Source organism: Streptomyces sp. NPDC007983, assembly GCF_042958345.1.
Lineage (GTDB): Bacteria > Actinomycetota > Actinomycetes > Streptomycetales > Streptomycetaceae > Streptomyces.
In genome coordinates this window covers 896,629-919,733 of record NZ_JBIBJI010000001.1, presented here as the reverse complement: position 1 = coordinate 919,733, position 23,105 = coordinate 896,629, and the positions used below count along the sequence as shown (strand labels likewise).

The window sequence follows — 23,105 nt, the reverse complement described above, 5'->3', positions numbered from 1 at the left end:
AGATACTCGTCTCCAAACGAGGGATGTAGGTGCAAGGCCTGCTCGGCGCTCCATGAAAGAGGCCCCTCCTGATTCCAGGAGGGGCCTCTTCGCGTCCGCGCCCTGGTCGAGGGCGCTCAGGAGGCCGGAGTCGCCCGGCCCGGGCGGCCCCCCGGGTGGCGGTGGCGCCAGGTCCAGAAGACCACGACGGAGACGAGCGACCAGCCCGCCAGCACCAGGAACGGAAAGGCGTGCTGGTGCTCGCCGAAGTAGACGGCGGTGTGCTGGGCGTTGACGGAAGCACCCGGCGGAAGCCAGCGGCCCACCGTGCCGAGCAGGGACGGCAGCAGCGGCCAGGAGACGGCGCCGCCCGACGAGGGATTGCCGAGCAGGACCATCAGCCCCCAGGTGGGGATGAGCGCCCAGCGTCCGAACAGGACGTTGAACATGGAGAAGACCATCCCCGAGGTGAACATGGTCAGGGCGAGGATCGCCCAGGACCCGGCGAAGGGGAGATCCAGCGCGCCGAGCCCCCAGTCGACGATCGCGGCGATGACGAAGGCGCCGAGCATCGCGTACGCGGCGGTGAAGGCGATCCGCTCGGCCGGGTTCAGAGCGGCCGCGTTCACGCTCAGCTGGACGGCGCCGAGGAAGCCCATGATCACCGCGGCCAGTGAGATGTAGAAGACCGCCAGGCCCCGCGGATCGCCCGGCTGGAGCGGCTTCAGGTCCCGTACGGCGACGGGCACGCCCACCGCCCGGCCCACCTTCGTACCGGCCGAGGCGAGCACCTGGGCGACGCCGGCGCCCGCCGCCGAGGACAGGCCCAGTTCGACGCCGCGGCCGCGCGTCCGCAGGATGCCGAAGACCTGCTGCTCCTCGACGGCCCAGCGGGCGCGGCCGTACGAAGGCTCCCGGCGCGGCCGCAGCGAGGCGTCCAGGGCCTTCTCCATCCCGGCGACGAACCGCCGCGGCGGGCCGGCGCCCTGGTCGGTGCTCACGAAGGCGACGGGGATCCGGCGCGGGGTGGGGTTGGCGAAGGCGAAGGTGTACGAGCCCGCGAAGAGCCCCGCGCCCGCCGAGATGATCAGCACGATGACCGAGGCCGGGAGATACGGGCCGCGCTTGAACCGGGCCCACGGGGACCGGGCCCGCGGGGAGTCGTCGTCCGCCATGCGCGTAACGCTAGAACGGACCATCCCGGCATAGGGCACGACGTGGCCCGGACAACACCCGGCGGAAATGGTTCGCCAGTCGTTTTGCCGAGGTGAGATCCTGGGGTCCGTATGTCCACGACTCCTGCCCCCGCCCTGCCCGCCCTCCTGGAGCGGCTCCCCGAGCTGATGCTGCGCGACCAGCAGCGACTGGGGCGCCGGCTCGACGGCGCCCGCCGGATCCGCAAGCCCGAGGCCCGTGCGGCCGTGCTCGGCGAGATCGCCGAGGACGTCGAGCGGGCGGAAACGCGGGTCGCGAACCGCCGCGCTGCCGTGCCGGACGTCACCTATCCGGAAGAGCTGCCGGTCAGCCAGAAGAAGGACGACATCCTCGCGGCCGTCCGCGATCACCAGGTGGTGATCGTCGCGGGCGAGACCGGCTCCGGGAAGACGACGCAGATCCCCAAGATCTGCATGGAGCTGGGCCGGGGCGTCAAAGGGCTCATCGGTCATACGCAGCCCCGCCGGATCGCCGCCCGCACCGTGGCCGAGCGCATCGCGGACGAGATCGGGACGCCGCTCGGCGAGTCGGTCGGCTGGAAGGTCCGCTTCACCGACCAGGTGAGCCCGGACACCCACATCAAGCTGATGACGGACGGCATCCTGCTGGCCGAGATCCAGACCGACCGTGAGCTGCGCCAGTACGACACGATCATCATCGACGAGGCCCATGAGCGCAGCCTCAACATCGACTTCCTGCTCGGCTATCTGGCCCAGCTCCTCCCCCGCCGCCCCGACCTCAAGGTCGTGATCACCTCCGCGACCATCGACCCGGAGCGCTTCTCCCGCCACTTCGGGGACGCGCCGATCGTCGAGGTCAGCGGGCGTACGTACCCCGTCGAGGTGCGCTACCGGCCGCTGCTGGAGGAGGGCGGCGAGGACAGCGACCGGGACCAGATCACCGCCATCTGCGACGCGGTGGACGAACTGCAGGCCGAGGGGCCCGGCGACATCCTGGTCTTCCTCTCCGGCGAGCGGGAGATCCGGGACACCGCCGACGCGCTGAACAAGAAGCAGCTGAGGTCCACCGAGGTGCTGCCGCTGTACGCCCGGCTGTCGCACGCCGAGCAGCACCGGGTCTTCCAGAGACACAGCGGCCGCCGGATCGTGCTGGCGACGAACGTCGCGGAGACCTCGCTGACCGTTCCCGGCATCCGGTACGTGATCGACCCGGGCACGGCCAGGATCTCCCGCTACAGCCATCGCACCAAGGTCCAGCGGCTGCCCATCGAGCCGGTCTCCCAGGCCAGCGCCAACCAGCGCAAGGGCCGCTGCGGCCGGACCAGCGACGGCATCTGCGTCCGGCTGTACTCCGAGGACGACTTCCTCACCCGCCCGGAGTTCACGGACGCCGAGATCCTCCGTACCAACCTGGCCTCCGTCATCCTCCAGATGACCGCGGCGGGGCTCGGCGACATCGAGAAGTTCCCGTTCATCGACCCGCCGGACCGGCGCAACATCAAGGACGGCGTCCAGCTCCTGGAGGAGCTGCACGCGCTGGACGGCAAGCAGAAGGACCCGCGCAAGCGGCTCACCCAGGTCGGCCGGAAGCTGGCCCAGCTGCCGGTGGACCCGCGGCTGGCCCGGATGGTGCTGGAGGCGGACCGCAACGGCTGCGTCCGCGAGGTCATGGTGATCGCGGCGGCGCTGTCCATCCAGGACCCGCGCGAGCGCCCCTCCGACAAGCAGCAGCAGGCGGATCAGCAGCACGCCCGGTTCAAGGACGAGTCGAGCGACTTCCTGGCCTTCCTCAACCTGTGGAAATACATCCGGGAGCGGCAGAAGGAGCTGTCCTCGTCCGCGTTCCGCCGCATGTGCCGCAACGAGTACCTGAACTACCTGCGCATACGCGAGTGGCAGGACATCTACAGCCAGCTGCGCACGGTCGCGAAGACCATGGACATCCAGCTGTCCGAGCAGGACGCGGCACCGGACCACATCCACACGTCGCTGCTGTCCGGGCTGCTGTCGCACGTCGGGCTGAAAGACACCGAGAAGAACGAGTACGTGGGCGCGCGCAGCGCCAAGTTCGCCGTCTTCCCCGGTTCCGCGCTGTTCAAGAAGCCGCCGCGCTGGGTGATGTCGGCGGAGCTGGTCGAGACGTCCCGGCTGTGGGCGCGGGTCAACGCGAAGATCGAGCCGGAGTGGATCGAGCCGCTGGCCCAGCACCTGGTCAAGCGCACCTACAGCGAGCCGCACTGGGAGCAGAAGCAGGCGGCGGTGATGGCGTACGAGCGGGTCACGCTGTACGGCGTGCCGATCGTCGCCCAGCGGAAGGTCAACTACGGCCGGATCGACCCGGAGACCAGCCGCGACCTGTTCATCCGCAACGCCCTGGTCGAGGGCGACTGGCGCACCCACCACCAGTTCTTCCACGACAACCGGAAGCTGCTGGGCGAGGTGGAGGAGCTGGAGCACCGCGCCCGGCGCCGCGACATCCTGGTCGACGACGAGACGCTGTTCGACTTCTACGACCAGCGGATCCCGGAACACGTGGTGTCGGGGGCGCACTTCGACTCGTGGTGGAAGCACAAGCGCCGCGACGAACCCGAGCTTCTCAACTTCGAGAAGTCGATGCTCATCAACGAGCGGGCGCAGGACGTCTCCAAGGACGCCTATCCGGACTCCTGGCGCCAGGGGAAGCTCAAGTTCAAGGTGACGTACCAGTTCGAGCCGGGCGCGGACGCGGACGGCGTGACCGTCCACATCCCGCTCCAGGTGCTCAACCAGGTCACCCCGGACGGCTTCGACTGGCAGATCCCGGGGCTGCGCGAGGACCTGGTCACCGAGCTGATCCGGTCGCTGCCCAAGCCGGTGCGCCGCCACTACGTCCCGGCGCCGAACTACGCCAAGCGCTTCCTGGACGGCGCGGTGCCGCTCCAGGAGCCGCTGACGGCCGCCCTGGGCCGGGAGCTGCACCGGATGGTGGGGGTGCGGATCGAACCGGAGGACTGGGACCCGGACAGGGTCCCCGACCATCTGAAGATCACCTTCCGGGTGGTCGACGAGCGGCGCCGCAAGCTCGCCGAGGACAAGGACCTGGAAGCGCTCAAACAGCGGCTGAAGCCGAAGACCCGGGCCGCGATCTCCAAGGCGTTCGAGTCCTCGAAGGAGGCCGTCGGCATCGAGCAGCGCGGCGGGCTGACCACGTGGACGGTCGGCACGCTGCCGCGCACCTTCGAGACCCGCCGCGGCGGCCAGCCGGTCAAGGCGTATCCGGCGCTGGTGGACGAGGGCGCGTCGGTGGCGCTGCGGCTCTTCGACACCGAGCCCGAGCAGCGGCAGGCGATGTGGCGGGGCACCCGGCGGCTGATCCTGCTCCAGCTGCCGTCCAACCCGGCGAAGTTCGCGCAGGGGAAGCTGACCAACCAGGCCAAGCTGGCGCTCTCCAGCAGCCCGCACGGCAGCATCGCGGCGCTCTTCGAGGACTGTGTGTCCGCGTCCGCCGACCGGCTCATCGCGGCCCGCGGCGGCCCGGCGTGGGACGAGGAGTCGTTCCGCAAGCTCTTCGACGCGGTACGGGCCGACATCGCGGACGCCACGCTGGACACCGTCCGGAAGGTCCAGGAGGTACTGGCGGCCTGGCAGGCGTGTGAGCGCCGGCTGAAGGGCATCAAGAGCCCGGTGCTGCTGCCGTCCCTCGCGGACGTCCGGGAACAGCTCTCGGAGCTGATGAAGCCGGGCTTCGTGACCGCGCACGGGGTACGCCGCCTGCCGGACCTCATGCGCTATCTGGTCGCCGTGGACCGCCGGCTCCAGCAGCTCCCCACCAACGCCGAGCGGGACCGCACCCGGATGGCGAAGGTCAAGGAGATGCGGGACGAGTACGCCTGGCTGCTGGAGCAGTTCCCGGCGGGCCGCCCGGTGCCCCCGGAGGCGCTGGAGATCCGCTGGATGATCGAGGAGCTGCGGGTCAGCTACTTCGCGCACGCGCTGGGCACGGCCTATCCGGTCTCCGACAAGCGCATCGTGAAGGCGATCGACGCGGTGGCGCCGTAGGTCCAGGGCCCGTCCGGTGCCGCCCGACGGGCCGGGCGGGCGCGAGTTCGACCGCACCCCCTGACCTGCTGTAGAGTCTGTGACGCACCACAGCGAAGCACACAGCCAACAGGCTGTGGGGCGTCACTGATGGTCCTGTGGAGCAGTTTGGAGTGCTCGCCACCCTGTCAAGGTGGAGGCCGCGGGTTCAAATCCCGTCAGGACCGCACATATACACCGGAGGCCCGGATCCGCGCAAGGATCCGGGCCTCCGGTCGTCTTGACGGCAGCCCGCGCCCGGCGGTACCCAGACTAGAAGGTGGCGTGGGGGTGGCCGGGAGGTGCGGCACATGACGACGACCGCGAAACATGAGACCAGGGCCCTGCTGCGGGCCCATCTGGCGGCCGCCTCCGGCTACCGCCACTTCACCCGGCACTGCCCGGTCTGCCATCGGCTGCTGCGGCTGGCGATGGAGCCGTCGCCGCCACCGGCGGAGCCGGCACCCGCCGAGGGATCACTCTCCGACGACTCGTCAACTCGGTGAGCCCTTACCGCGGTTCTGCGGAAATCGACAAGCGCCGAACCGTGTGACGGGAGTCACCGAATGAGTTTTGGTGAGTGGGGGAACTTACACCCGCCTCACAACAGGTCAATTTAATATGTGCAATTGCACCCTCTGTCCGGGCCCCCCGGAGGGCATCACAGAGGGTCGTCCGGGCCGCGCCCCGATGCCTGCCGGAGCGGCCGTCGGCCGCCCGGCGAGGGGGCCCGGGAGGGCATAAAAAAGATCGCGCTGGACCCGGCGGAGTCCAGCGCGATCGACGACGCACCCATGTCGAGCGGTGATGGCCTGTTGGGGCAGGCACCCGTCGTGGTGGAGCCATACAGGCGAAAGCCGGGCTGGGGGGCCCGGATATGCCCGGTTATGCGGTTGTTCAGGCCTCGCTGCGCTGCTGCGGGATGCCCGCCAGAAGCGCACGGACCTCCGCTTCGCGGTAGCGCCGGTGCCCTCCGAGCGTGCGGATGGACGTGAGCTTGCCAGCCTTGGCCCAGCGCGTGACCGTCTTCGGGTCCACACGGAACATGGTGGCAACCTCAGCCGGGGTCAGCAGCGGCTCGGCATCAGGGGTGCGAGCGGTCATGAGCGGCCTCCTCGGGAGAACCGAACCATCACGGTTCTTTCCTCTAAATTCTGCACCTTGACCCACGTTGCCCGAAATGGCGGACGCGGGCCGAGTCGGTTATAGGACGAACGGCTTGTCCTCGGCACTACAACTACACCATCTGTCCAGCCCCGTCGGCCAAACCGATGGAATTGCCCTCTCAGGTGTCCAACCTCGACGGAAGCCGATGGACCATGCCATAACGGACAGTCACGTGGCCGTGACGATCAGTCACAACAGGATCAGGGGTATCAGATCCGCCAAGGAGTGCAATACCGATGAATCCGCCCATACTTGGGCGGAAGGAGAACTTCCCGGACTCCTTGTCCTATTTTGACACGAGGGTGGGGGATTGCCGCAAGACCCGAAGTCAGTGCTTTAGATCACGATTGACGTAATGGCCCGGATCGGGACCTACGTCCCCCCGCTCCGGCTCTGACGCACCCGGCCGCCCGTTGGATCCGCTTTCCCCGGACCGACCCGCCTAGCTGGCGTTCTGCCGTCCCCGGATCTCGCTCCACCGATCGGTCAGCCGCTCATATGCGCTGCCCGCACGCTCCCCGTCCCCGTCTCTCAGTGCCGCAAGCCCTTCCGCCACGTCCGCCGCCGAACGGTCGTCCTCCAGCTGCCCGGCGGGCACCACGTGCACCAGACCGCCGTAGTCCAGTTCGACCAGCGACCGCGGATGGAATTCCTCCAGCCACCGGCCCACGTCGACCAGGCCGTCGATGAGCGGCCCCTCGCCAAGAGCCTCCTTGAGCACCTTAAGCCCGCGCGCCACTCGCCGCCTGGCCTGGACCATCGGGGTGCGGTAACGCAGGATGAGACCGTCGTCACCCTTGGTGCACTCGCGCTCCTCGTCCGCGAAGAGCACGAACCAGCGGACCGGGACATGCCAGGTCGCCGAGCGGATCCACGGACGGGCGTCCGGGTTGCGCTCCAGCCACTGCTCGTAGTCCGAGGCGGCCTGCCGGCGCACCACGGGAGGCAGCGCGGCGTCCAGGAGAGGGCCGGGAAGGCGCTCGGGCAGCTCTTCCAGGGCCAACCAGCCACGCAGCCGCGTCCGCCACGGACAGACGCATGTGACGCCGTCCACGACCGCCACAAAGGCGTCCGCGCTCTCGTGCACCGGAACCGGCACCGGAGGCACCGGCAGCAGGTCGGCGAGCGACCGCCGCAGCTCGTCCTGGGCGCCGGGCAGCTCGTCGCGCTTGGCGTAGGTCGCCCAGTGCGTGCGCTCCGGTTCGGGAAAAGCGCCCAGTGGCTCATAGACGCGGAGATACGCCGCATACGGGACAATCACCGAAGACGCCAAGGTCACACGCGCTCCCTCAAGGCCGATACCACCGCCAGGAGTTGCCTACCCCCTGCTCACCGCATCGTCCCACGACCACCATGCAGACTCGGCGGGGACATGGCCGCTCCCGCGCCCTTCCAGGGCTTACCCTCGTGCCCACCGGCCCTCCCCACCAGCACGGAGGGCGCCTTACCCGACCTATGGGAGTCACCACCGTGACCGACGTACGTCACACCGTCAGCGTCGACGGTCCGACGGAGAGTCGCGTGCCGAACCCTCTCTCGCCCCTGTCGATACTGTTCCGGACCGATCTGGGCGGCCATGAACAGGTCCTGCTCTGCCAGGACCGGGAGAGCGGCCTGAAGGCCGTCATCGCGATCCACTCGACCGCCCTGGGCCCCGCCCTCGGCGGCACCCGCTTCCACGCCTACAGCGCCGAGGAGCACCCCGAGGAAGCGGCGGTCCTCGACGCGCTCAACCTCGCCCGCGGCATGTCCTACAAGAACGCGCTGGCCGGGCTCGACCACGGTGGCGGCAAGGCCGTGATCCTCGGCGATCCCGAGGAGATCAAGACCGAAGCGCTGCTGCTCGCCTACGGCCGTTTCGTGGCCTCCTTGAGCGGCCGCTACGTGACCGCCTGCGATGTGGGCACCTACGTCGCCGACATGGACGTCATCGCCCGCGAGTGCCCCTGGACCACCGGCCGCTCCCCGGAGAACGGCGGAGCCGGCGACTCCTCCGTGCTGACCGCCTACGGCGTCTTCCAGGGCATGCGGGCCAGCGCCCAGGCCTCCTGGGGCGCGCCCACGCTGCGCGGCCGCCGGGTCGGCATCGCGGGCGTCGGCAAGGTCGGCCACCACCTGGTGGAGCATCTGCTGGAGGACGGCGCCGAGGTCGTCGTCACCGATGTGCGCGCCGAGTCGGTCGACCGGGTGCTGGCCCGCCACCCCCGGATCGAGGCGGTCCGGGACACCGGTGCGCTGATCCGCGCCGATCTCGACGTCTACGCGCCGTGTGCGCTCGGTGGCGCGCTGGACGACGACACGGTGCCCGCCCTGACCGCGAAGGTGGTGTGCGGCGCGGCCAACAACCAGCTCGCCCACCCGGGCGTCGAGAAGGACCTCGCCGACCGCGGGATCCTCTACGCGCCGGACTACGTGGTGAACGCGGGCGGTGTGATCCAGGTCGCGGACGAACTGCACGGCTTCGACTTCGAGCGGGCCAAGGCCAAGGCGTCAAAGATCTTTGACACGACTTTGGCCATTTTTGATCGGGCCCGGGCCGATGGCATTCCGCCCGCGGCCGCCGCCGATCGGCTCGCCGAACACCGTATGGCGGAGGGCCACGGCGCCACCTGAGGGACACCTGAGCACCGCCTGAGCACCGTCTGAGCGCCGCCCGGGGGCCACCTGGGCGTCGCCCGGACGTCGCTCGACCGCCGCCGGATCGCCGCTGGACGGACGCGATGAGCCGCCGCGACAGGCCGTGCGGGGAGTGGGTAAAGCCCCTCGGAGCACGCCGTACCGACCGGTATGGGACCCCCTGGCGAGAGATCCCTCACGGCCCGTCGGCGGGTCGGCCCCCGAGACAGGTTAAAATCGCAGCTGACCAGCGGGGACGGGGCGCCTCGCGGGTTCTGCCTCGTGGCACGTCGTGTGGGCGACGTACCGTATGGCCACAGAAGCAGGTACCGTTGAAGCCCTACGGACCGGTCTCTCTTTGGGGAGTCCGCTCCGATTCATGAACGTGAACGCGTGTCAAGACTCTGGGGCCGTCGAGCCCCGTCGTTGAGGGGGTCGAGCCATGGGGCGCGGCCGGGCCAAGGCCAAGCAGACGAAGGTCGCCCGCCAGCTGAAGTACAACAGCGGTGGGACGGACCTCTCACGCCTGGCCGAGGAGCTGGGCGCATCGACATCGAGCCAGCCGCCGAATGGCGAGCCGTTCGAGGACGATGAGCTGGACGATGACCCGTACGCACAGTACGCGGATCTGTACAACGACGACGATGACGAGGACGACGACCGGTCGGACTCGTCCGTGCAACGTCGCCGTGCCTGAAATGTGGTCCCCGCAGCAGCGGGGTTGATCCTTCCACCACGTTCCAGGCGCTCGGCAATCGCCGCACCTCTGCCGGTCCGGGGCAGCCGCCTCGGACCGGCTTCTGTGCTGTCCGCGCGCCGGGCGCGGCCGGCTCAGCTCGCGTAGTCACCGGTCAGCGTCACCGCTTCCGTGTCACCGGCCGTGCGGTCGGTGATCTCTCCGCTGACCCAGGCGTGCACCCCGCGGTCCTCCAGGGTGGCCAGCGCGACGTCCACCGACTCGCCCGGCACGACGGCCATCATGCCGACGCCCATGTTGAGGGTCTTCTCCAGCTCCGGCCGCTCGACCGAGCCGAGCCGCCCCACCAGGTCGAAGATCGGCCCGGGGGTCCAGGTCGAGCGGTCCACCACCGCGCGCGAGCCCTCCGGGATGACCCGGGCCAGGTTGCTGGCGAGCCCGCCGCCGGTGATGTGCGAAAAGGCGTGCACCTCGGTCGTGCGGGTGAGGGCCAGGCAGTCCAGCGAGTAGATCCGGGTCGGCTCCAGCAGCTCCTCCCCCAGCGTCCGGCCCAGCTCCGGCACCTCGCGGTCCAGCGCCCAGCCGGCCCGGTCGAAGAGCACATGGCGGACGAGTGAGTACCCGTTCGAGTGAAGTCCGGACGAGGCCATGGCGATCACCGCGTCCCCCGTACGGATGCGATCCGCGCCCAGTACCGCGTCCGCCTCGACGACGCCCGTACCGGCCCCGGCGACATCGAAGTCATCGGCGCCCAGCAGCCCCGGGTGCTCGGCGGTCTCGCCGCCGACCAGCGCGCAGCCCGCGAGGGCGCAGCCCTCGGCGATGCCCTTGACGAGGGCGGCGACCCGCTCCGGGTGGACCTTGCCGACGCAGATGTAGTCGGTCATGAACAGCGGCTCGGCGCCGCACACCACCAGGTCGTCCACGACCATGCCGACCAGGTCGTGGCCGACCGTGTCGTACACGCCCATCCGGCGCGCGATGTCCACCTTGGTGCCCACGCCGTCCGTCGCGGACGCCAGCAGCGGGCGCCGGTAGCGGGCGAGCGCGGAGGCGTCGAAGAGGCCCGCGAAGCCGCCGAGGCCGCCCACGACCTCGGGCCGGGAGGCCTTCTTGACCCACTCCTTCATCAGCTCGACGGCGCGGTCGCCCGCCTCGATGTCGACGCCCGCGGCGGCGTAGCTGGCACCAGTGGACTCAGACATGTGACCTTGAGTTCTTTCGTTTCGGAAGAGCGCGTACGAGGGCCGGGGCCTCAGGGGCGGCGGAGCGCGTCGGCGCCACCGACACCGGCGGTCAGCGTCCGCACGCCATCGGCGTCGGCACTGCTCCCGCCTTCCGTCTCCGACTCCAGCAGATGCTTCCCCAGCAGCCCCGGGTCCGGCAGGTCCATCGGGTACTCGCCGTCGAAGCAGGCGCGGCACAGATTCGGCTTGGCGATCGTGGTCGCCTCGATCATGCCGTCGGTGGTGATGTACGCGAGCGAGTCGGCGCCCAGCGACTTGCCGATCTCCTCGGTCGACAGACCGTTGGCGATCAGCTCGGCGCGGGTCGCGAAGTCGATGCCGAAGAAGCAGGGCCACTTGATGGGCGGGCTGCTGATCCGGATGTGCACTTCCAGCGCACCGGCCTCGCGGAGCATCCGCACCAGGGCGCGCTGGGTGTTGCCGCGGACGATCGAGTCGTCCACGACCACCAGCCGCTTGCCCCGGATGACCTCCTTGAGGGGGTTCAGCTTGAGCCGGATGCCGAGCTGCCGGATGGTCTGCGACGGCTGGATGAAGGTCCGGCCGACGTAACTGTTCTTGACCAGCCCGGAGCCGTACGGAATCCCGCTCGCCTCGGCGTACCCGACGGCGGCCGGGGTGCCGGACTCCGGCGTCGCTATGACGAGGTCGGCGTCGGCCGGGGCCTCCTTGGCCAGCCGCCGGCCCATCTCGACGCGCGAGAGGTAGACGTTGCGGCCCGCGATGTCGGTGTCGGGGCGCGCCAGGTACACGTACTCGAAGACGCAGCCCTTGGGGCGGGCGGCGGCGAACGTCGTGGACCGCAGGCCGTTCTCGTCGATCGCGACCATCTCACCGGGCTCGATCTCCCGGATGAAGGACGCGCCCACGATGTCCAGGGCCGCCGTCTCGGACGCCACCACCCAGCCGCGCTCCAGGCGGCCGAGCACCAGCGGGCGGATGCCCTGCGGGTCCCGGGCGGCGTACAGCGTGTGCTCGTCCATGAAGCAGAGGCTGAAAGCGCCCTTGACCTTCGGCAGCACGATCGGGGCGGCCTGCTCGACGGTCAGCGCCTTGCCGTCCTCGTCGACCTGCCCCGCGAGGAGGGCGGTGACCAGGTCGGTGTCGTTGGTGGCCGCGACCTGGGTGGCCCGGCCCTTGTCTCTGGGCAGGGCCTCGACCAGCTCCGCCAGCTCGGCGGTGTTGACCAGATTCCCGTTGTGGCCCAGCGCGATCGAGCCGTGGGCGGTCGCCCTGAACGTCGGCTGCGCGTTCTCCCACACCGAGGCACCGGTGGTGGAGTAGCGGGCATGACCGACCGCGATGTGGCCCAGCAGGGAGCCGAGGGAGGTCTCGTCGAAGACTTGCGAGACCAGGCCCATGTCCTTGAAGACGAGGATCTGGGAGCCGTTGCTCACTGCGATGCCCGCGGACTCCTGACCGCGGTGCTGCAGCGCGTACAGCCCGAAATAGGTGAGTTTGGCGACCTCTTCACCCGGCGCCCAGACTCCGAAGACGCCGCAAGCGTCCTGGGGGCCCTTCTCACCGGGGAGCAGGTCGTGGCTGAGTCGTCCGTCACCACGTGGCACGGCATCGAGTCTAGGCCAGTTCCGCGGTGCGGCCGAACGAGGGACCCGATGGGGGGCGTATGTCACATCTGCGAAAGGCTCGCTCCCGGCCCGCCCCGACCCCGGATCCGGCCTGCTGACGGGCCTGTCCGGCCGGTGGCGGGCATCCGTGGCTGGGGCATGGATCACACCTGGCGCGGCACCGTGTCGCCCTGGTTTCCGCCGAGCACCGGGAGGTGTGCGGCGAGGTCCGCGCGCTCGCCGCTCGCCGTCACCTCACCGGCCTCCAGCGCCTCGGCCCAGCCGATCCGGCCGGCAGCCAGCCGGACCCAGGTCAGCGGGTCCGTCTCGACCACGTTCGGCGGGGTGCCGCGGGTGTGCCGGGGGCCCTCCACGCACTGCACGACGGCGAACGGTGGAATGCGCAGCTCGACCGACCCGCCGGGCGCCTTCGCCGCGAGGCCGTCGGCCAGCAGCCGGACGGCGGTGGCCAGCGCCTGGCGGTCGTACGGCACGGCCAGGCCCGTGGCCGCCGCCAGATCGTCGCTGCGGACGACCAGCTCGGCGCAGCGGGCCGCGAGGGTGCGGGCGTCCTCGTCGGCCGCCGCGGCCTCCGCCGGCAGCCGCGCGATCAGCTCGCGGACCGACCGGCCGCCGACCCGGGTGGGCGCGGCCAGCCGCTCCTCGTCCAGCCCGCGCACGGCGTCCCGGACGTGCCGCAGTTGCGCGGTCACGGCGGCGCGGGTCTTGGCGGGGTCGTACGTACGGGCGCGGGGGCGAGGCGGCATGTCGCCGAGCGTATCGACACGGTGGCGGGCCCGACGGAGGATGAAGGAAAGGGGATAGAGAGGTATCTATCGATACGAAAGGTGTGAATGGCCATGGGCGAGCACCCCGATGCCGCCGTGGTGCGCCGCGCCGCCACCGCGTTCCAGCAAGGCGACCTGGACACCCTCGGCACGCTGCTGACGGCGGACGTCGTCCAGCATGTGCCCGGTGACCACATGCTCTCCGGGCACCACAAGGGCCGGGACGCGTGCATGCGGTTGTACCGCACCGAATACGAGGAGACCGGCGGCACGCTGCGGGTCGAGGTGGAGACGGTGCTGCCCGACGGGCGCGGGCATGTGATCCTCGGCCAGCACTGCCGCGCCGAGCGCGGCAACCGCACGCTGGACATGAAGACCGGGCTGTTCTTCACCATCGTCGGCGGGAAGATCAGCGACATCGACTACTGCGTCGAGGACATCGACGCCGCCAACGCCTTCTGGGGGAAGTGACCCCGGAGCGCGCGTGTGGCCCCGCCCACCGGGGCGGGGCCACACGACGGGCGCTCAGGCCAGCAGGCCGGGGATGGTCGCCTCGTAGGGCTCCCGCAGCTCCGCCAGCGGGATCGAGAACTGGCCCTGGACGTCGATCGTCTCGCCGTCCACGACCCCGATCCGGGTGGCGGGAAGCCCGCGGGCGCCGCACATGTCGTTGAAGCGGATCTCCTCGCTGCGCGGGACGGCCACGACGGCGCGCCCGGCGGACTCGGAGAACAGCAGCACGAAGGGGTCCACGCCGTCGGGGACGACGATCCGGGCGCCCTTGCCGCCGCGCAGGCACGACTCGGCCACGGCCTGGATCAGACCGCCGTCGGACAGGTCGTGGGCCGCGTCCACCATGCCGTCGCGGGAGGCGGAGATCAGGATCTCCGCGAGCAGCCGCTCGCGCTCCAGGTCCACCTTGGGCGGCAGCCCGCCCAGGTGGTCGTGGATGACCTGCGACCACGCCGAGCCGCCCAGCTCCTCGGCAGTGTCGCCGAGCAGGTAGAGCAACTGGCCCTCCTCGGCGAACGCCATCGGCGTGCGCCGCGCGACGTCGTCGATCACGCCGAGGACGGCGACGACCGGCGTCGGGTGGATGGCGGTCTCCCCGGTCTGGTTGTACAGGGAGACGTTGCCGCCGGTGACCGGGGTGCCCAGGGTCTGGCAGCCGTCGGCCAGGCCGCGGGTGGCCTCCGCGAACTGCCACATGACCGCGGGGTCCTCCGGCGAGCCGAAGTTGAGGCAGTTGGAGATCGCGAGCGGCTTGGCGCCGGACGCGGCGACGTTGCGGTACGACTCGGCGAGGGCCAGCTGCGCGCCCGCGTACGGGTCGAGCTTGGCGTACCGGCCGTTGCCGTCCGTGGCGACGGCGACACCGAGCCCGGTCTCCTCGTCGACCCGGACCATGCCGGAGTCCTCGGGCTGGGCGAGGACCGTGTTGCCCTGCACGAAGCGGTCGTACTGGTCGGTGACCCAGGACTTGGACGCCTGGTTCGGGGAGGAGATCACGCGCAGCACCTGCTCGCGCAGCTCGTCCCCGGTGGCCGGGCGGGGCAGCTTGCCCGCGTCGTCGGCCTGGAGGGTGTCCTGCCAGTCGGGGCGGGCGTAGGGGCGCTCGTACACCGGGCCCTCGTGGGCGACGGTGCGCGGCGGCACGTCCACGATCTGCTCGCCGTGCCAGAAGATCTCCAGCCGCTCGCCGTCGGTGACCTCACCGATCACGGTGGCGATGACGTCCCACTTCTCGCAGATCTCCAGGAAGCGGTCGGCCTTCTCCGGCGTCACGATCGCGCACATGCGCTCCTGCGACTCGCTCATCAGGATCTCCTCGGGGGAGAGCGAGGAGTCGCGCAGCGGCACGGTGTCGAGTTCGACGCGCATGCCGCCGGAGCCGGCGCTGGCCAGCTCGCTGGTGGCGCAGGACAGACCGGCGCCGCCGAGGTCCTGGATGCCCTCGACCAGGTCTTCCTTGAAGATCTCCAGGGTGCACTCGATGAGCAGCTTCTCCTGGAACGGGTCGCCGACCTGGACGGCGGGGCGCTTGGCGGGCTTGCCCGTGCCGGAGGCACTATCGCCCGCAGCGTCGAAGGTCTCGGAGGCGAGCACGGAGACGCCGCCGATGCCGTCGCCGCCGGTGCGGGCGCCGTAGAGGATGACCTTGTTGCCCGTGCCGGACGCCTTGGCCAGGTGGATGTCCTCATGCTTCATGACGCCCACGCACAGGGCGTTGACCAGCGGGTTCCCCTGGTAGCAGGGGTCGAAGACGACCTCGCCGCCGATGTTGGGCAGGCCCAGGCAGTTGCCGTAGCCGCCGATGCCCGCGACGACACCGGGGAGCACCCGCTTGGTGTCGGGGTGGTCGGCGGCGCCGAAGCGCAGCGGGTCCATGACGGCGACCGGGCGGGCGCCCATGGCGAGGATGTCGCGGACGATGCCGCCGACGCCGGTGGCCGCGCCCTGGTAGGGCTCGACGTACGAGGGGTGGTTGTGCGACTCGACCTTGAAGGTGACCGCGTACCCCTGGCCGACGTCGACCACGCCCGCGTTCTCACCTATGCCGACGAGCAGCGCGTCGGTCTCGGGGGCCTTCTCGCCGAACTGCCGCAAGTGGACCTTGCTCGACTTGTACGAGCAGTGCTCCGACCACATGACGGAGTACATGGCCAGCTCGGCGCCGGTGGGCCGGCGGCCCAGGATGGCGCGGATGCGCTCGTACTCGTCCTGCTTCAGCCCCAGCTCGGCCCAGGGCTGCGCGGTGTCCGGGGTCTGGGCGGCGTGCTTGGTGGTGTCCAGGGTCATGCGCTGACCAGCCTCTTGAGGATCGAGGTGAAGAATCCGAGCCCGTCGGTGCGACCGGTGCCGATCAGCGGCTCGACGGCGTGCTCGGGGTGCGGCATGAGGCCGACGACATTGCCCTCCGCATTGGAGATCCCGGCGATGTCGCGCAGGGAGCCGTTGGGGTTCAGCTCCTGATAGCGGAAGACGACGCGCCCCTCGGCCTCGAGTTCATCGAGGACGCGCTCGTCGGCGACATAGCGGCCGTCGATGTTCTTCAGCGGGATGTTGATCTCCTGGCCCTGCTCATACGAGCGCGTCCAGGCGGTCTCCGCGTTTTCCACTCGCAACTTCTGGTCGCGGCAGATGAAGTGCAGATGGTTGTTGCGCAGCATCGCACCGGGCAGCAGATGGGTCTCGGTGAGAACCTGGAACCCATTGCAGATGCCAAGCACCGGCATACCCGCCTTCGCCTGGGCGATGACGGTCTCCATTACCGGGGAGAAGCGGGAGATCGCTCCGGCTCGCAGATAGTCGCCGTAGGAGAAGCCGCCCGGCAGGATCACCGCGTCGACCTGCTTGAGGTCCTTGTCACGGTGCCACAGCGGTACGGCTTCGAGACCGGCGGTACGGACCGCGCGCTGGGTGTCGCGGTCGTCGAGGGTTCCGGGGAAAGTGACGACTCCGACGCGTGCGGTCACGACTCCGCCTTTGCGGTGGCGTCGGCACCGGCGGCCTCGACCTTCACATCGAAGTCCTCGATCACGGTGTTGGCGAGGAAGGTTTCGGCGATCTCGTGGATACGGGCGAGGGCGGCGTCATCGACCGGGCCCTCCACTTCGAGTTCAAAGCGCTTGCCCTGACGGACGTCGGCGATGCCCTCGAAACCGAGGCGGGGCAGTGCGCGCTGCACCGCCTGGCCCTGGGGGTCGAGGATCTCCGGCTTGAGCATGACGTCGACTACGACGCGTGCCACTGGCACTCCCGATGGTGTGGTGCTGGTGCGTAAGGCGGTGGCGCAAGCCTACCCCGAGCAAAAATCTACGCGAGTAGATATCTCTTCGGGGTCACACGCGCGCATCAGCCACGACCCATCCGCGACAACCACCAGGGAAAGATCCAGCAAAAACGCATGGTCCGGATTGTGATGTGACACGCTGACGGAATTACCGGGGCTTCACAATGCAATGCCGGTCGCTGTACAAATGAAAAAGCATTGTTCGCTAACAACTGGACAGCTGACATCTTTGCACGTCAACGCAACGATGCAGCCCGAAAGGACCGATATCCGTGGCACAGCGCGTAGTAGTCACGCTCTCCGACGACATCGACGGAGGGGCTGCCGAGGAGACGGTCACGTTCGGCCTGGACGGCAAGTCGTACGAGATCGACCTCACCGCCGCCAATGCATCGAAACTCCGCGACACCCTCGCCCCGTTCGTGGAGGCGGGCCGCAAGCGGTCCCGCTCCGGCAAGACCTACCGCCGTACCTCCGTGGCCCCGGACCCGGCCGCGGTCCGCGCCTGGGCACGGTCGCACGGCATGGAGGTGCCGCCGCGCGGGCGCATCCCCAAGAAGGTCTACGAGGCCTTCAACGAGTCCCGCTGAACCGCTCGTTCAGGCGGCGTTCAGCCGAGTTGCACAACACCCCGGGTGGTCCGCTAGAGTCTGGAGCACGCCGAGGGGCGAGGCCGGAAGGCCAAAGCCCCGAGGAACACACCATGCGGGTGTAGCTCAGTAGTAGAGCGCCCCCTTTCCAAGGGGGAGGCGCAGTGTGCGATCCCTGTCACCCGCTCTCATCACTCTTCGTTCCCCTTCGGGAGATCCAGTAGAGTGATGCGCGCGCCGATCGGTGAAAGCCGGTCGGAGGCATGCGGACGTAGCTCAGTTGGTAGAGCGCAACCTTGCCAAGGTTGAGGTCGCGAGTTCGAACCTCGTCGTCCGCTCCATGGAGACCTGGGGCGCCAGTCGAATCGACTGGCGCCCCAGGTCTTTCTGTTGTCCGGCTCACCCTCTCGATGACATTTGTCATCGGGGCCGATGACAGCCCGCACTACAAGGCTCCCCCGGGCGGCGAAAGCCTGGAGTCATGGATGTGACAGAGAACGCGATCGCGGTCGACGAACTGCGGCGGCGATATGGGCCGAGCGGGGCCCGGGGGTTCGACGCGGTGCGGGGCATCTCGTTCTCGGTGGCGCGCGGTGAGCTGTTCGCGCTGCTGGGCACGAACGGCGCGGGCAAGACCTCCACCGTCGAACTGCTGGAAGGGCTCGCCGCCCCGACCGGCGGCACGGTGCGGGTCCTCGGCCACGACCCGTACCGGGAGCGGGGGAAGGTGCGGCCGCGGATCGGGATGATGCTCCAGGAAGGCGGGCTCCCGCCCGAGCTGACCGTCACCGAGACCGCGCGGATGTGGGCGGGGTGCACCAGCGGCGCCCGGCCGGTCCGGGAGGGCCTGGAGCTGGTGGGGCTGGCCGGACGGGCGGACGTACGGGTCAAGATGCTCTCCGGCGGCGAGCGGCGCCGGCTGGACCTGGCGCTCGCCCTGCTCGGCCGCCCCGAGGTGCTGTTCCTCGACGAGCCGACCACCGGACTGGACGCGGAGGGCCGGCGGGACACCTGGGAGCTGGTGCGGACGCTGCGCGACCAGGGCACCACGGTGCTGCTGACCACGCACTACCTGGAGGAGGCCGAGGCGCTGGCCGACCGGCTCGCGATCATGCACGCGGGACGGATCGCCACCTCCGGCCGGGTCGCGGACATCGTGGCCGCACGGCCCTCGCACCTCTCCTTCACCCTGCCCGAGGGCACCTCCACCGACGACCTCCCGCCGCCCGCCGCGCTGGGCGCCCTCGAACGGGACTCGGTGGGCCGGGCCGTACGGCTGCGCACCAGGGACCTCCAGCACACCGCCACCGAGGTGCTGCTGTGGGCGCGGGAGCGGCGGATCGGGCTCAGCGGGCTCGACGCCCGGTCGGCCTCGCTGGAAGAGGCGTTCCTGCACATCGCGAGCACCGTCGACACGGCGGACACGGCGGACACGGCACAGACGGCACAGACAGCACAGACGACACAGGGGGTGGCACAGTGAGCGGTACGAGCACGATGGCACCGACCGCCGCCCGGGGGCGGGTGTTCGCGCTGGCCCGCGGCGAACTGACCCTGCTGGCCCGCAACAAGGCCGCGCTGGCGTACGCGCTGGTACTGCCCGGCATGCTCACGTACAGCATGAAGACGGGCGTCGAGGGCGTCGACCTCAAGGGCACCGGGCTGGATTTGGGCACGCTGCTGGTGCCCGGTTCGATCGGCATGGCCCTGGTGCTGGCCGTCTACATGAACCTCGTCGGCGTCTATGTGATCCGCCGTGAGGGCCTGGTCCTCAAGCGGCTGCGCGCCGGGGAGCTGACCGATCCGGAGATCCTGTCCGGGTCCGCGCTCCCTGCCGTCCTGCTCGGGCTCGTCCAATGCGTGCTGCTGGTGGGCGGGGTGAGCGTCGCGCTCGACGTGTCCGCGCCGAAGGCCCCGTATCTGGCCGTCGTCGGGATCGCGGTCGGCGTGGTGCAGATGGTGATGCTGGCCGCCGCGACCGCCGCGTTCACCAAGACCGCGGAGTCCGCCCAGCTGACACCGGTGCCGATGATGATGCTGTCGATGGTCGGCTCCGGTCTGTTCGTGCCGCTGGACGTGATGCCGGACCAGGTGGCGTCGGTGTGCGAGCTGTTGCCGCTGACCTCGGTGGTCGATCTCGTACGGGCAGGCTGGACCGGGGACATGGGCGTGGCCGACGTCCTGGGCACCCTCGCGACGGCGCTGGCCTGGACGGTGCTGGCAGGGTGGGCCGTGCGCAAGCGGTTCCGCTGGGAACCGCGGCGCTGACCGGACGAGGGGGAACGGGTTCGTGATACGGCGATGGCGCGGAGCCGCGCGGCTGACACGGGTGGAGCTGTTCACCCGGTGGATGCTGTACACGCTGCCGTGGTTCTACCAGCTCGGGATGTGTGGACCGCTGGCGGTGGCGCTACGGGACACGCCACCCGCGCTGAAGTGGCCGCTGCTGGGCCTGTCCATGGTGCAGAGCGCGCTCGCCCTCCCGCTGTTGCGGCGCGGCCTCGACCACTATCTGCACGGCCGCCCGGTGGACCCCCGGCTGCCCGGACTCGCCGCCGTCCTGGCCGCCGCGGGGCTGGCGGCCGGGCTGGCGCTCCAGGCGACCGGCGGGCTGCACCAGCCGGGGACGGCCGCCCGGACCGTCACGCTCACCCTGCTGCCGCTCGCCATCCCGTACGCGCTGCTGCTGCCGATGCGCACCTTCGCCGTCGTGCACATCTGGATCGCGGCGGCGCTGGCCGTGGCGGAGGCGGTGGTCCGGCCGGGGCTCGCCGCCCCGCTGGGGGCCGTCCTCGGGGTCGCCGGGACGGGGGCGCTGTGTCTGTTCACGGTCCGCTGCTCGGGGTGGATGGTGCAGGTGATGTACGAGGTGGGCGCCAACCGGGAGGTGCAGGCGCGGCTGGCGGTCGCGGAGGAACGGCTGCGCTTCGGCCGGGACCTGCACGATGTGATGGGACGGAACCTGGCGGTGATCGCCCTCAAGAGCGAGCTGGCGGTGCAACTGGCCCGGCGGGAGCGGCCCGAGGCGGTGGCCCAGATGGTGGAGGTGCAGCGGATCGCGCACGAGACCCAGATGGAGGTCCGGGGCGTGGTGCGCGGTTACCGGGAGGCGGATCTGCAGGTGGAGCTGGCCGGGGCGCGCTCGGTGCTGCGCGCGGCCCGGGTCGACTGCCACGTCGACGGCCCGCCCGAGGACGGCGGCGGGACGCCGCTGCCCGAGGAGGTGCGGTCCGCGCTGGGGTGGGTGGTCCGGGAGGGGACGACGAACGTGCTGCGGCACGCGGACGCCGAACGGTGCGCGATCCGCGTCCGGGTGCACGCGGGGACGGCGGTGCTGGAGATGGAGAACGACGGGGTGCCCACGGGACTCCGGACCGGAACGGGGGCCGGCACCGGGGCGGGAGCCGGCACCGGGGCGGGAGCCGGGACCGGGACCGGGGAGGGCAGCGGGCTCAAGGGGCTGCGGGAGAGGCTCGCGGCGCTGGGCGGCACGCTGGACTCCGGTCCCGGCGACGGCGCCGGGACGTACCGGCTGCGGGCCGAACTCCCGCTGGAGGGCGCCGTATGAACGACGGCGAGGTGATCCGGGTGCTGCTCGCCGACGACGAGCATCTGATCCGCGGTGCGCTCGCCGCGCTGCTGTCTCTGGAGGACGACCTGCTGGTGGTCGCCGAGGCCGCCTCCGGTCCGGAGGCGCTGGCGATGGCGCGGGCGCACCGGCCCGATGTGGCCGTGCTGGACCTGCAGATGCCGGTCACGGACGGGGTCGGGGTGGCGGCGGCGCTGCGGTCCGAGCTGCCGGACTGCCGGTCCATGATCGTGACCAGCCATGGCAAACCGGGGCACCTCAAGCGGGCACTGGAGGCGGGGGCGCGCGGGTTCGTGCCGAAGACCGCCTCGGCGCGGCAGCTCGCCGAGATCATCCGGGCGGTGCACGGCGGCAGCCGGTACGTGGACCCGGACCTGGCGGCCGACGCGATCAGCGCGGGCGACTCCCCGCTCACCGCGCGCGAGACGGAGCTGCTGGATCTGGCGGCGGACGGGGCGTCCATCGCGGAGATCGCCCGGCGGGCGGCGCTGTCCCCGGGGACGGTGCGGAACTATCTGTCCGCGGCGGCGGCCAAGCTGCACGCCGAGAACCGCCACGCGGCGGTCCGCAGGGCGCGCGAGCGGGGCTGGCTGTAGCGGCCGATCATGCGGGAATGTGGGGGTTTGTTCCCGGTGGTGGTGGCGGCGGCCGGAGGTTTGGTTATAGTAGAGGCGCGCTAACGGGAAACCGGTGGCGCAGGCGGACGTAGCTCAGTTGGTAGAGCGCAACCTTGCCAAGGTTGAGGTCGCGAGTTCGAGCCTCGTCGTCCGCTCCGGATCAAGGGCCCCGGTCGATGCGACCGGGGCCCTTGTCGTGCCCGGGGTCTTACCAGCTGATGCCGGTCAGCCGCTCGTACGCCTCCACGTACTTCGACCGCGTCCGCTCCACGACCTCCGCCGGGAGCGGCGGCGGGGGCTGCTCGCCGTGCCGGTCCCAGCCGGAGGCCGGGGAGGTCAGCCAGTCGCGGACGTACTGCTTGTCGAAGGACGGCTGGGCGCGGCCCGGCTGCCAGGTGTCGGCGGGCCAGAAGCGGGACGAGTCGGGGGTCAGCACCTCGTCGGCGAGGACCAGCTCGGCGCCGTCCGCGCCCGCGGTCGCCTCCGCGTAGCCGAACTCGAACTTGGTGTCGGCGAGGATGATGCCCCGCTCACGGGCGATGTCGCGGGCCCGGGCGTACACCGCGAGGGTGATCTGGCGCAGGTTGGCGGCGGGTTCGGCGCCGATCCGGCGGGCGACCTCCTCGTAGCTCACGTTCTCGTCGTGCTCGCCGACCTCGGCCTTGGTCGCCGGGGTGAAGATCGGGGTGGGCAGCTCGGAGCCGTCGGTCAGCCCCTCGGGCAGGGCGAGACCGCAGACGGTGCGGTTGTGCTCGTACTCGGCGAGGCCGGAGCCGGTGAGGTAGCCGCGGGCCACGGCCTCGACCGGGATCATCCGCAGCGACCGGCACACCAGGGTGCGGCCCTGCCAGTCGGCGGGAGCGCCGGGGGGCAGCTCGGTGGACAGGACGTGGTGCGGGACCAGGTCCGCGAGCAGGTCGAACCACCACAGGGAGAGCTGGGTGAGGACCCGGCCCTTGTCGGGGATCTCGGTGGGCAGCACCCAGTCGTACGCGGACATCCGGTCGCTGGCGACCATGACGAGCTCGCCCCGCTCGGTCCGGTAGAGGTCGCGCACCTTGCCGGTGTGCAGGTGCTCAAGGCCCGGAACCTGCACCGGTTCGGGCTTTTCGACGAATCCGGACACGCTTCCTCCTGGTGGTTCTGTCCAAGCCACCACGATTCTCCCCCACGCCCTCCCGGCGGCGCCGTCAGCCCCGCTTGCAGATGCGGTCCAGCAGATT

At 70.5% G+C, this 23,105-nt stretch carries 20 protein-coding genes and 4 tRNA genes; 14 read left to right on the top strand and 10 right to left on the bottom strand.

The genetic code is table 11. The features are described from left to right. Positions 1 to 116: 116 nt before the first annotated feature. A complete protein-coding gene (locus ACFZCY_RS04300) occupies positions 117 to 1,178 on the bottom strand; it encodes an ABC transporter permease (protein ID WP_391169231.1) in 1,062 nt (353 codons plus the stop codon). A gap of 87 nt (positions 1,179 to 1,265) precedes the next feature. On the opposite strand from ACFZCY_RS04300, the gene hrpA reads away from it, so the two are divergent. The 3 genes from hrpA to ACFZCY_RS04285 all read left to right on the top strand — a co-directional run bounded on the left by hrpA (position 1,266) and on the right by ACFZCY_RS04285 (position 5,716). Then, positions 1,266 to 5,192 (top strand): ATP-dependent RNA helicase HrpA, encoded by a 3,927-nt coding sequence (gene hrpA, locus ACFZCY_RS04295; RefSeq protein ID WP_391169230.1) that lies wholly within the window; start codon positions 1,266 to 1,268, stop codon positions 5,190 to 5,192. 131 nt (positions 5,193 to 5,323) lie between these two features. Then, positions 5,324 to 5,398: transfer RNA gene (locus ACFZCY_RS04290), tRNA-Asp, on the top strand. A gap of 123 nt (positions 5,399 to 5,521) precedes the next feature. Next, complete coding sequence (locus tag ACFZCY_RS04285) at positions 5,522 to 5,716, top strand: DUF6274 family protein (protein ID WP_391169228.1); 195 nt, start codon at positions 5,522 to 5,524, stop codon at positions 5,714 to 5,716. 391 nt (positions 5,717 to 6,107) lie between these two features. On the opposite strand, the gene bldC is transcribed toward ACFZCY_RS04285, so the two are convergent. Continuing rightward, positions 6,108 to 6,314 carry a developmental transcriptional regulator BldC gene (gene bldC, locus ACFZCY_RS04280; protein WP_003949541.1) on the bottom strand — a complete coding sequence of 69 codons (207 nt, stop codon included), beginning with the start codon at positions 6,312 to 6,314 and terminating at the stop codon, positions 6,108 to 6,110. A 505-nt stretch (positions 6,315 to 6,819) separates the two neighbouring features. Then, positions 6,820 to 7,656: a hypothetical protein gene (locus tag ACFZCY_RS04275; RefSeq protein ID WP_391169226.1), complete on the bottom strand. Its 837-nt coding sequence runs from the start codon at positions 7,654 to 7,656 to the stop codon at positions 6,820 to 6,822. A gap of 176 nt (positions 7,657 to 7,832) precedes the next feature. Here ACFZCY_RS04275 and ACFZCY_RS04270 point away from each other — a divergent pair, with 176 nt between their 5' ends. Both ACFZCY_RS04270 and ACFZCY_RS04265 read left to right on the top strand, forming a co-directional pair. Continuing rightward, positions 7,833 to 8,990 carry a Glu/Leu/Phe/Val dehydrogenase dimerization domain-containing protein gene (locus ACFZCY_RS04270; protein WP_391169225.1) on the top strand — a complete coding sequence of 386 codons (1,158 nt, stop codon included), beginning with the start codon at positions 7,833 to 7,835 and terminating at the stop codon, positions 8,988 to 8,990. A gap of 445 nt (positions 8,991 to 9,435) precedes the next feature. Beyond that, complete coding sequence (locus tag ACFZCY_RS04265; RefSeq protein ID WP_391169224.1) at positions 9,436 to 9,690, top strand: DUF3073 family protein; 255 nt, start codon at positions 9,436 to 9,438, stop codon at positions 9,688 to 9,690. Positions 9,691 to 9,824: 134 nt separating this feature from the next. Here the strand turns inward: ACFZCY_RS04265 and purM are convergent, their stop codons facing one another. The 3 genes from purM to ACFZCY_RS04250 form a co-directional block, all read right to left on the bottom strand. Beyond that, on the bottom strand, positions 9,825 to 10,895 hold the full coding sequence (purM, locus tag ACFZCY_RS04260; protein WP_391169223.1) for a phosphoribosylformylglycinamidine cyclo-ligase: 1,071 nt from the start codon (positions 10,893 to 10,895) through the stop codon (positions 9,825 to 9,827). Between the two features lie 50 nt (positions 10,896 to 10,945). Continuing rightward, complete coding sequence (gene purF / locus ACFZCY_RS04255; RefSeq protein ID WP_391169222.1) at positions 10,946 to 12,505, bottom strand: amidophosphoribosyltransferase; 1,560 nt, start codon at positions 12,503 to 12,505, stop codon at positions 10,946 to 10,948. Positions 12,506 to 12,669: 164 nt separating this feature from the next. Then, a complete protein-coding gene (locus ACFZCY_RS04250; RefSeq protein WP_391169220.1) occupies positions 12,670 to 13,272 on the bottom strand; it encodes a sterol carrier family protein in 603 nt (200 codons plus the stop codon). Between the two features lie 93 nt (positions 13,273 to 13,365). Between ACFZCY_RS04250 and ACFZCY_RS04245 the strand changes: the two genes are divergently transcribed. After that, complete coding sequence (locus tag ACFZCY_RS04245; RefSeq protein WP_391169219.1) at positions 13,366 to 13,764, top strand: nuclear transport factor 2 family protein; 399 nt, start codon at positions 13,366 to 13,368, stop codon at positions 13,762 to 13,764. 54 nt (positions 13,765 to 13,818) lie between these two features. On the opposite strand, the gene purL is transcribed toward ACFZCY_RS04245, so the two are convergent. From purL to purS, 3 genes are read right to left on the bottom strand one after another with little or no spacing between them, the layout of a single operon-like run. Then, positions 13,819 to 16,092 carry a phosphoribosylformylglycinamidine synthase subunit PurL gene (purL, locus tag ACFZCY_RS04240; RefSeq protein WP_391169218.1) on the bottom strand — a complete coding sequence of 758 codons (2,274 nt, stop codon included), beginning with the start codon at positions 16,090 to 16,092 and terminating at the stop codon, positions 13,819 to 13,821. Continuing rightward, a complete protein-coding gene (purQ, locus tag ACFZCY_RS04235; protein WP_055545550.1) occupies positions 16,089 to 16,769 on the bottom strand; it encodes a phosphoribosylformylglycinamidine synthase subunit PurQ in 681 nt (226 codons plus the stop codon). Before purQ ends, purL begins: the two co-directional genes overlap by 4 nt. Continuing rightward, positions 16,766 to 17,044: a phosphoribosylformylglycinamidine synthase subunit PurS gene (purS, locus tag ACFZCY_RS04230; protein WP_361484004.1), complete on the bottom strand. Its 279-nt coding sequence runs from the start codon at positions 17,042 to 17,044 to the stop codon at positions 16,766 to 16,768. The genes purQ and purS overlap by 4 nt, the downstream gene beginning before the upstream one ends. 314 nt (positions 17,045 to 17,358) lie before the next feature. Here purS and ACFZCY_RS04225 point away from each other — a divergent pair, with 314 nt between their 5' ends. The 8 genes from ACFZCY_RS04225 (at position 17,359) to ACFZCY_RS04190 (ending at position 22,037) form a co-directional block, all read left to right on the top strand. Then, entirely contained in the window at positions 17,359 to 17,676 is a 318-nt protein-coding gene (locus ACFZCY_RS04225; RefSeq protein ID WP_391169215.1) for a histone-like nucleoid-structuring protein Lsr2, read from the top strand. Positions 17,677 to 17,791: 115 nt separating this feature from the next. Further along, positions 17,792 to 17,863 (top strand) — tRNA-Gly (locus ACFZCY_RS04220). A 78-nt stretch (positions 17,864 to 17,941) separates the two neighbouring features. Continuing rightward, positions 17,942 to 18,017, top strand: a tRNA-Gly gene (locus tag ACFZCY_RS04215). A 140-nt stretch (positions 18,018 to 18,157) separates the two neighbouring features. Continuing rightward, positions 18,158 to 19,159: an ATP-binding cassette domain-containing protein gene (locus ACFZCY_RS04210; RefSeq protein WP_391169213.1), complete on the top strand. Its 1,002-nt coding sequence runs from the start codon at positions 18,158 to 18,160 to the stop codon at positions 19,157 to 19,159. 14 nt (positions 19,160 to 19,173) lie between these two features. After that, positions 19,174 to 19,944, top strand: a complete 771-nt coding sequence (locus ACFZCY_RS04205) for an ABC transporter permease (protein ID WP_391169408.1) — start codon at positions 19,174 to 19,176, stop codon at positions 19,942 to 19,944. 22 nt (positions 19,945 to 19,966) lie between these two features. Next, entirely contained in the window at positions 19,967 to 21,244 is a 1,278-nt protein-coding gene (locus ACFZCY_RS04200; RefSeq protein WP_391169212.1) for a histidine kinase, read from the top strand. Further along, positions 21,241 to 21,861, top strand: coding sequence for a response regulator (locus ACFZCY_RS04195; RefSeq protein WP_391169210.1), 621 nt, complete (start codon positions 21,241 to 21,243; stop codon positions 21,859 to 21,861). Before ACFZCY_RS04200 ends, ACFZCY_RS04195 begins: the two co-directional genes overlap by 4 nt. A 103-nt stretch (positions 21,862 to 21,964) precedes the next feature. Further along, positions 21,965 to 22,037, top strand: a tRNA-Gly gene (locus ACFZCY_RS04190). A gap of 53 nt (positions 22,038 to 22,090) precedes the next feature. On the opposite strand, the gene ACFZCY_RS04185 is transcribed toward ACFZCY_RS04190, so the two are convergent. After that, on the bottom strand, positions 22,091 to 23,008 hold the full coding sequence (locus tag ACFZCY_RS04185) for a phosphoribosylaminoimidazolesuccinocarboxamide synthase (RefSeq protein ID WP_391169209.1): 918 nt from the start codon (positions 23,006 to 23,008) through the stop codon (positions 22,091 to 22,093). Between the last annotated feature and the right edge of the window lie 97 nt (positions 23,009 to 23,105).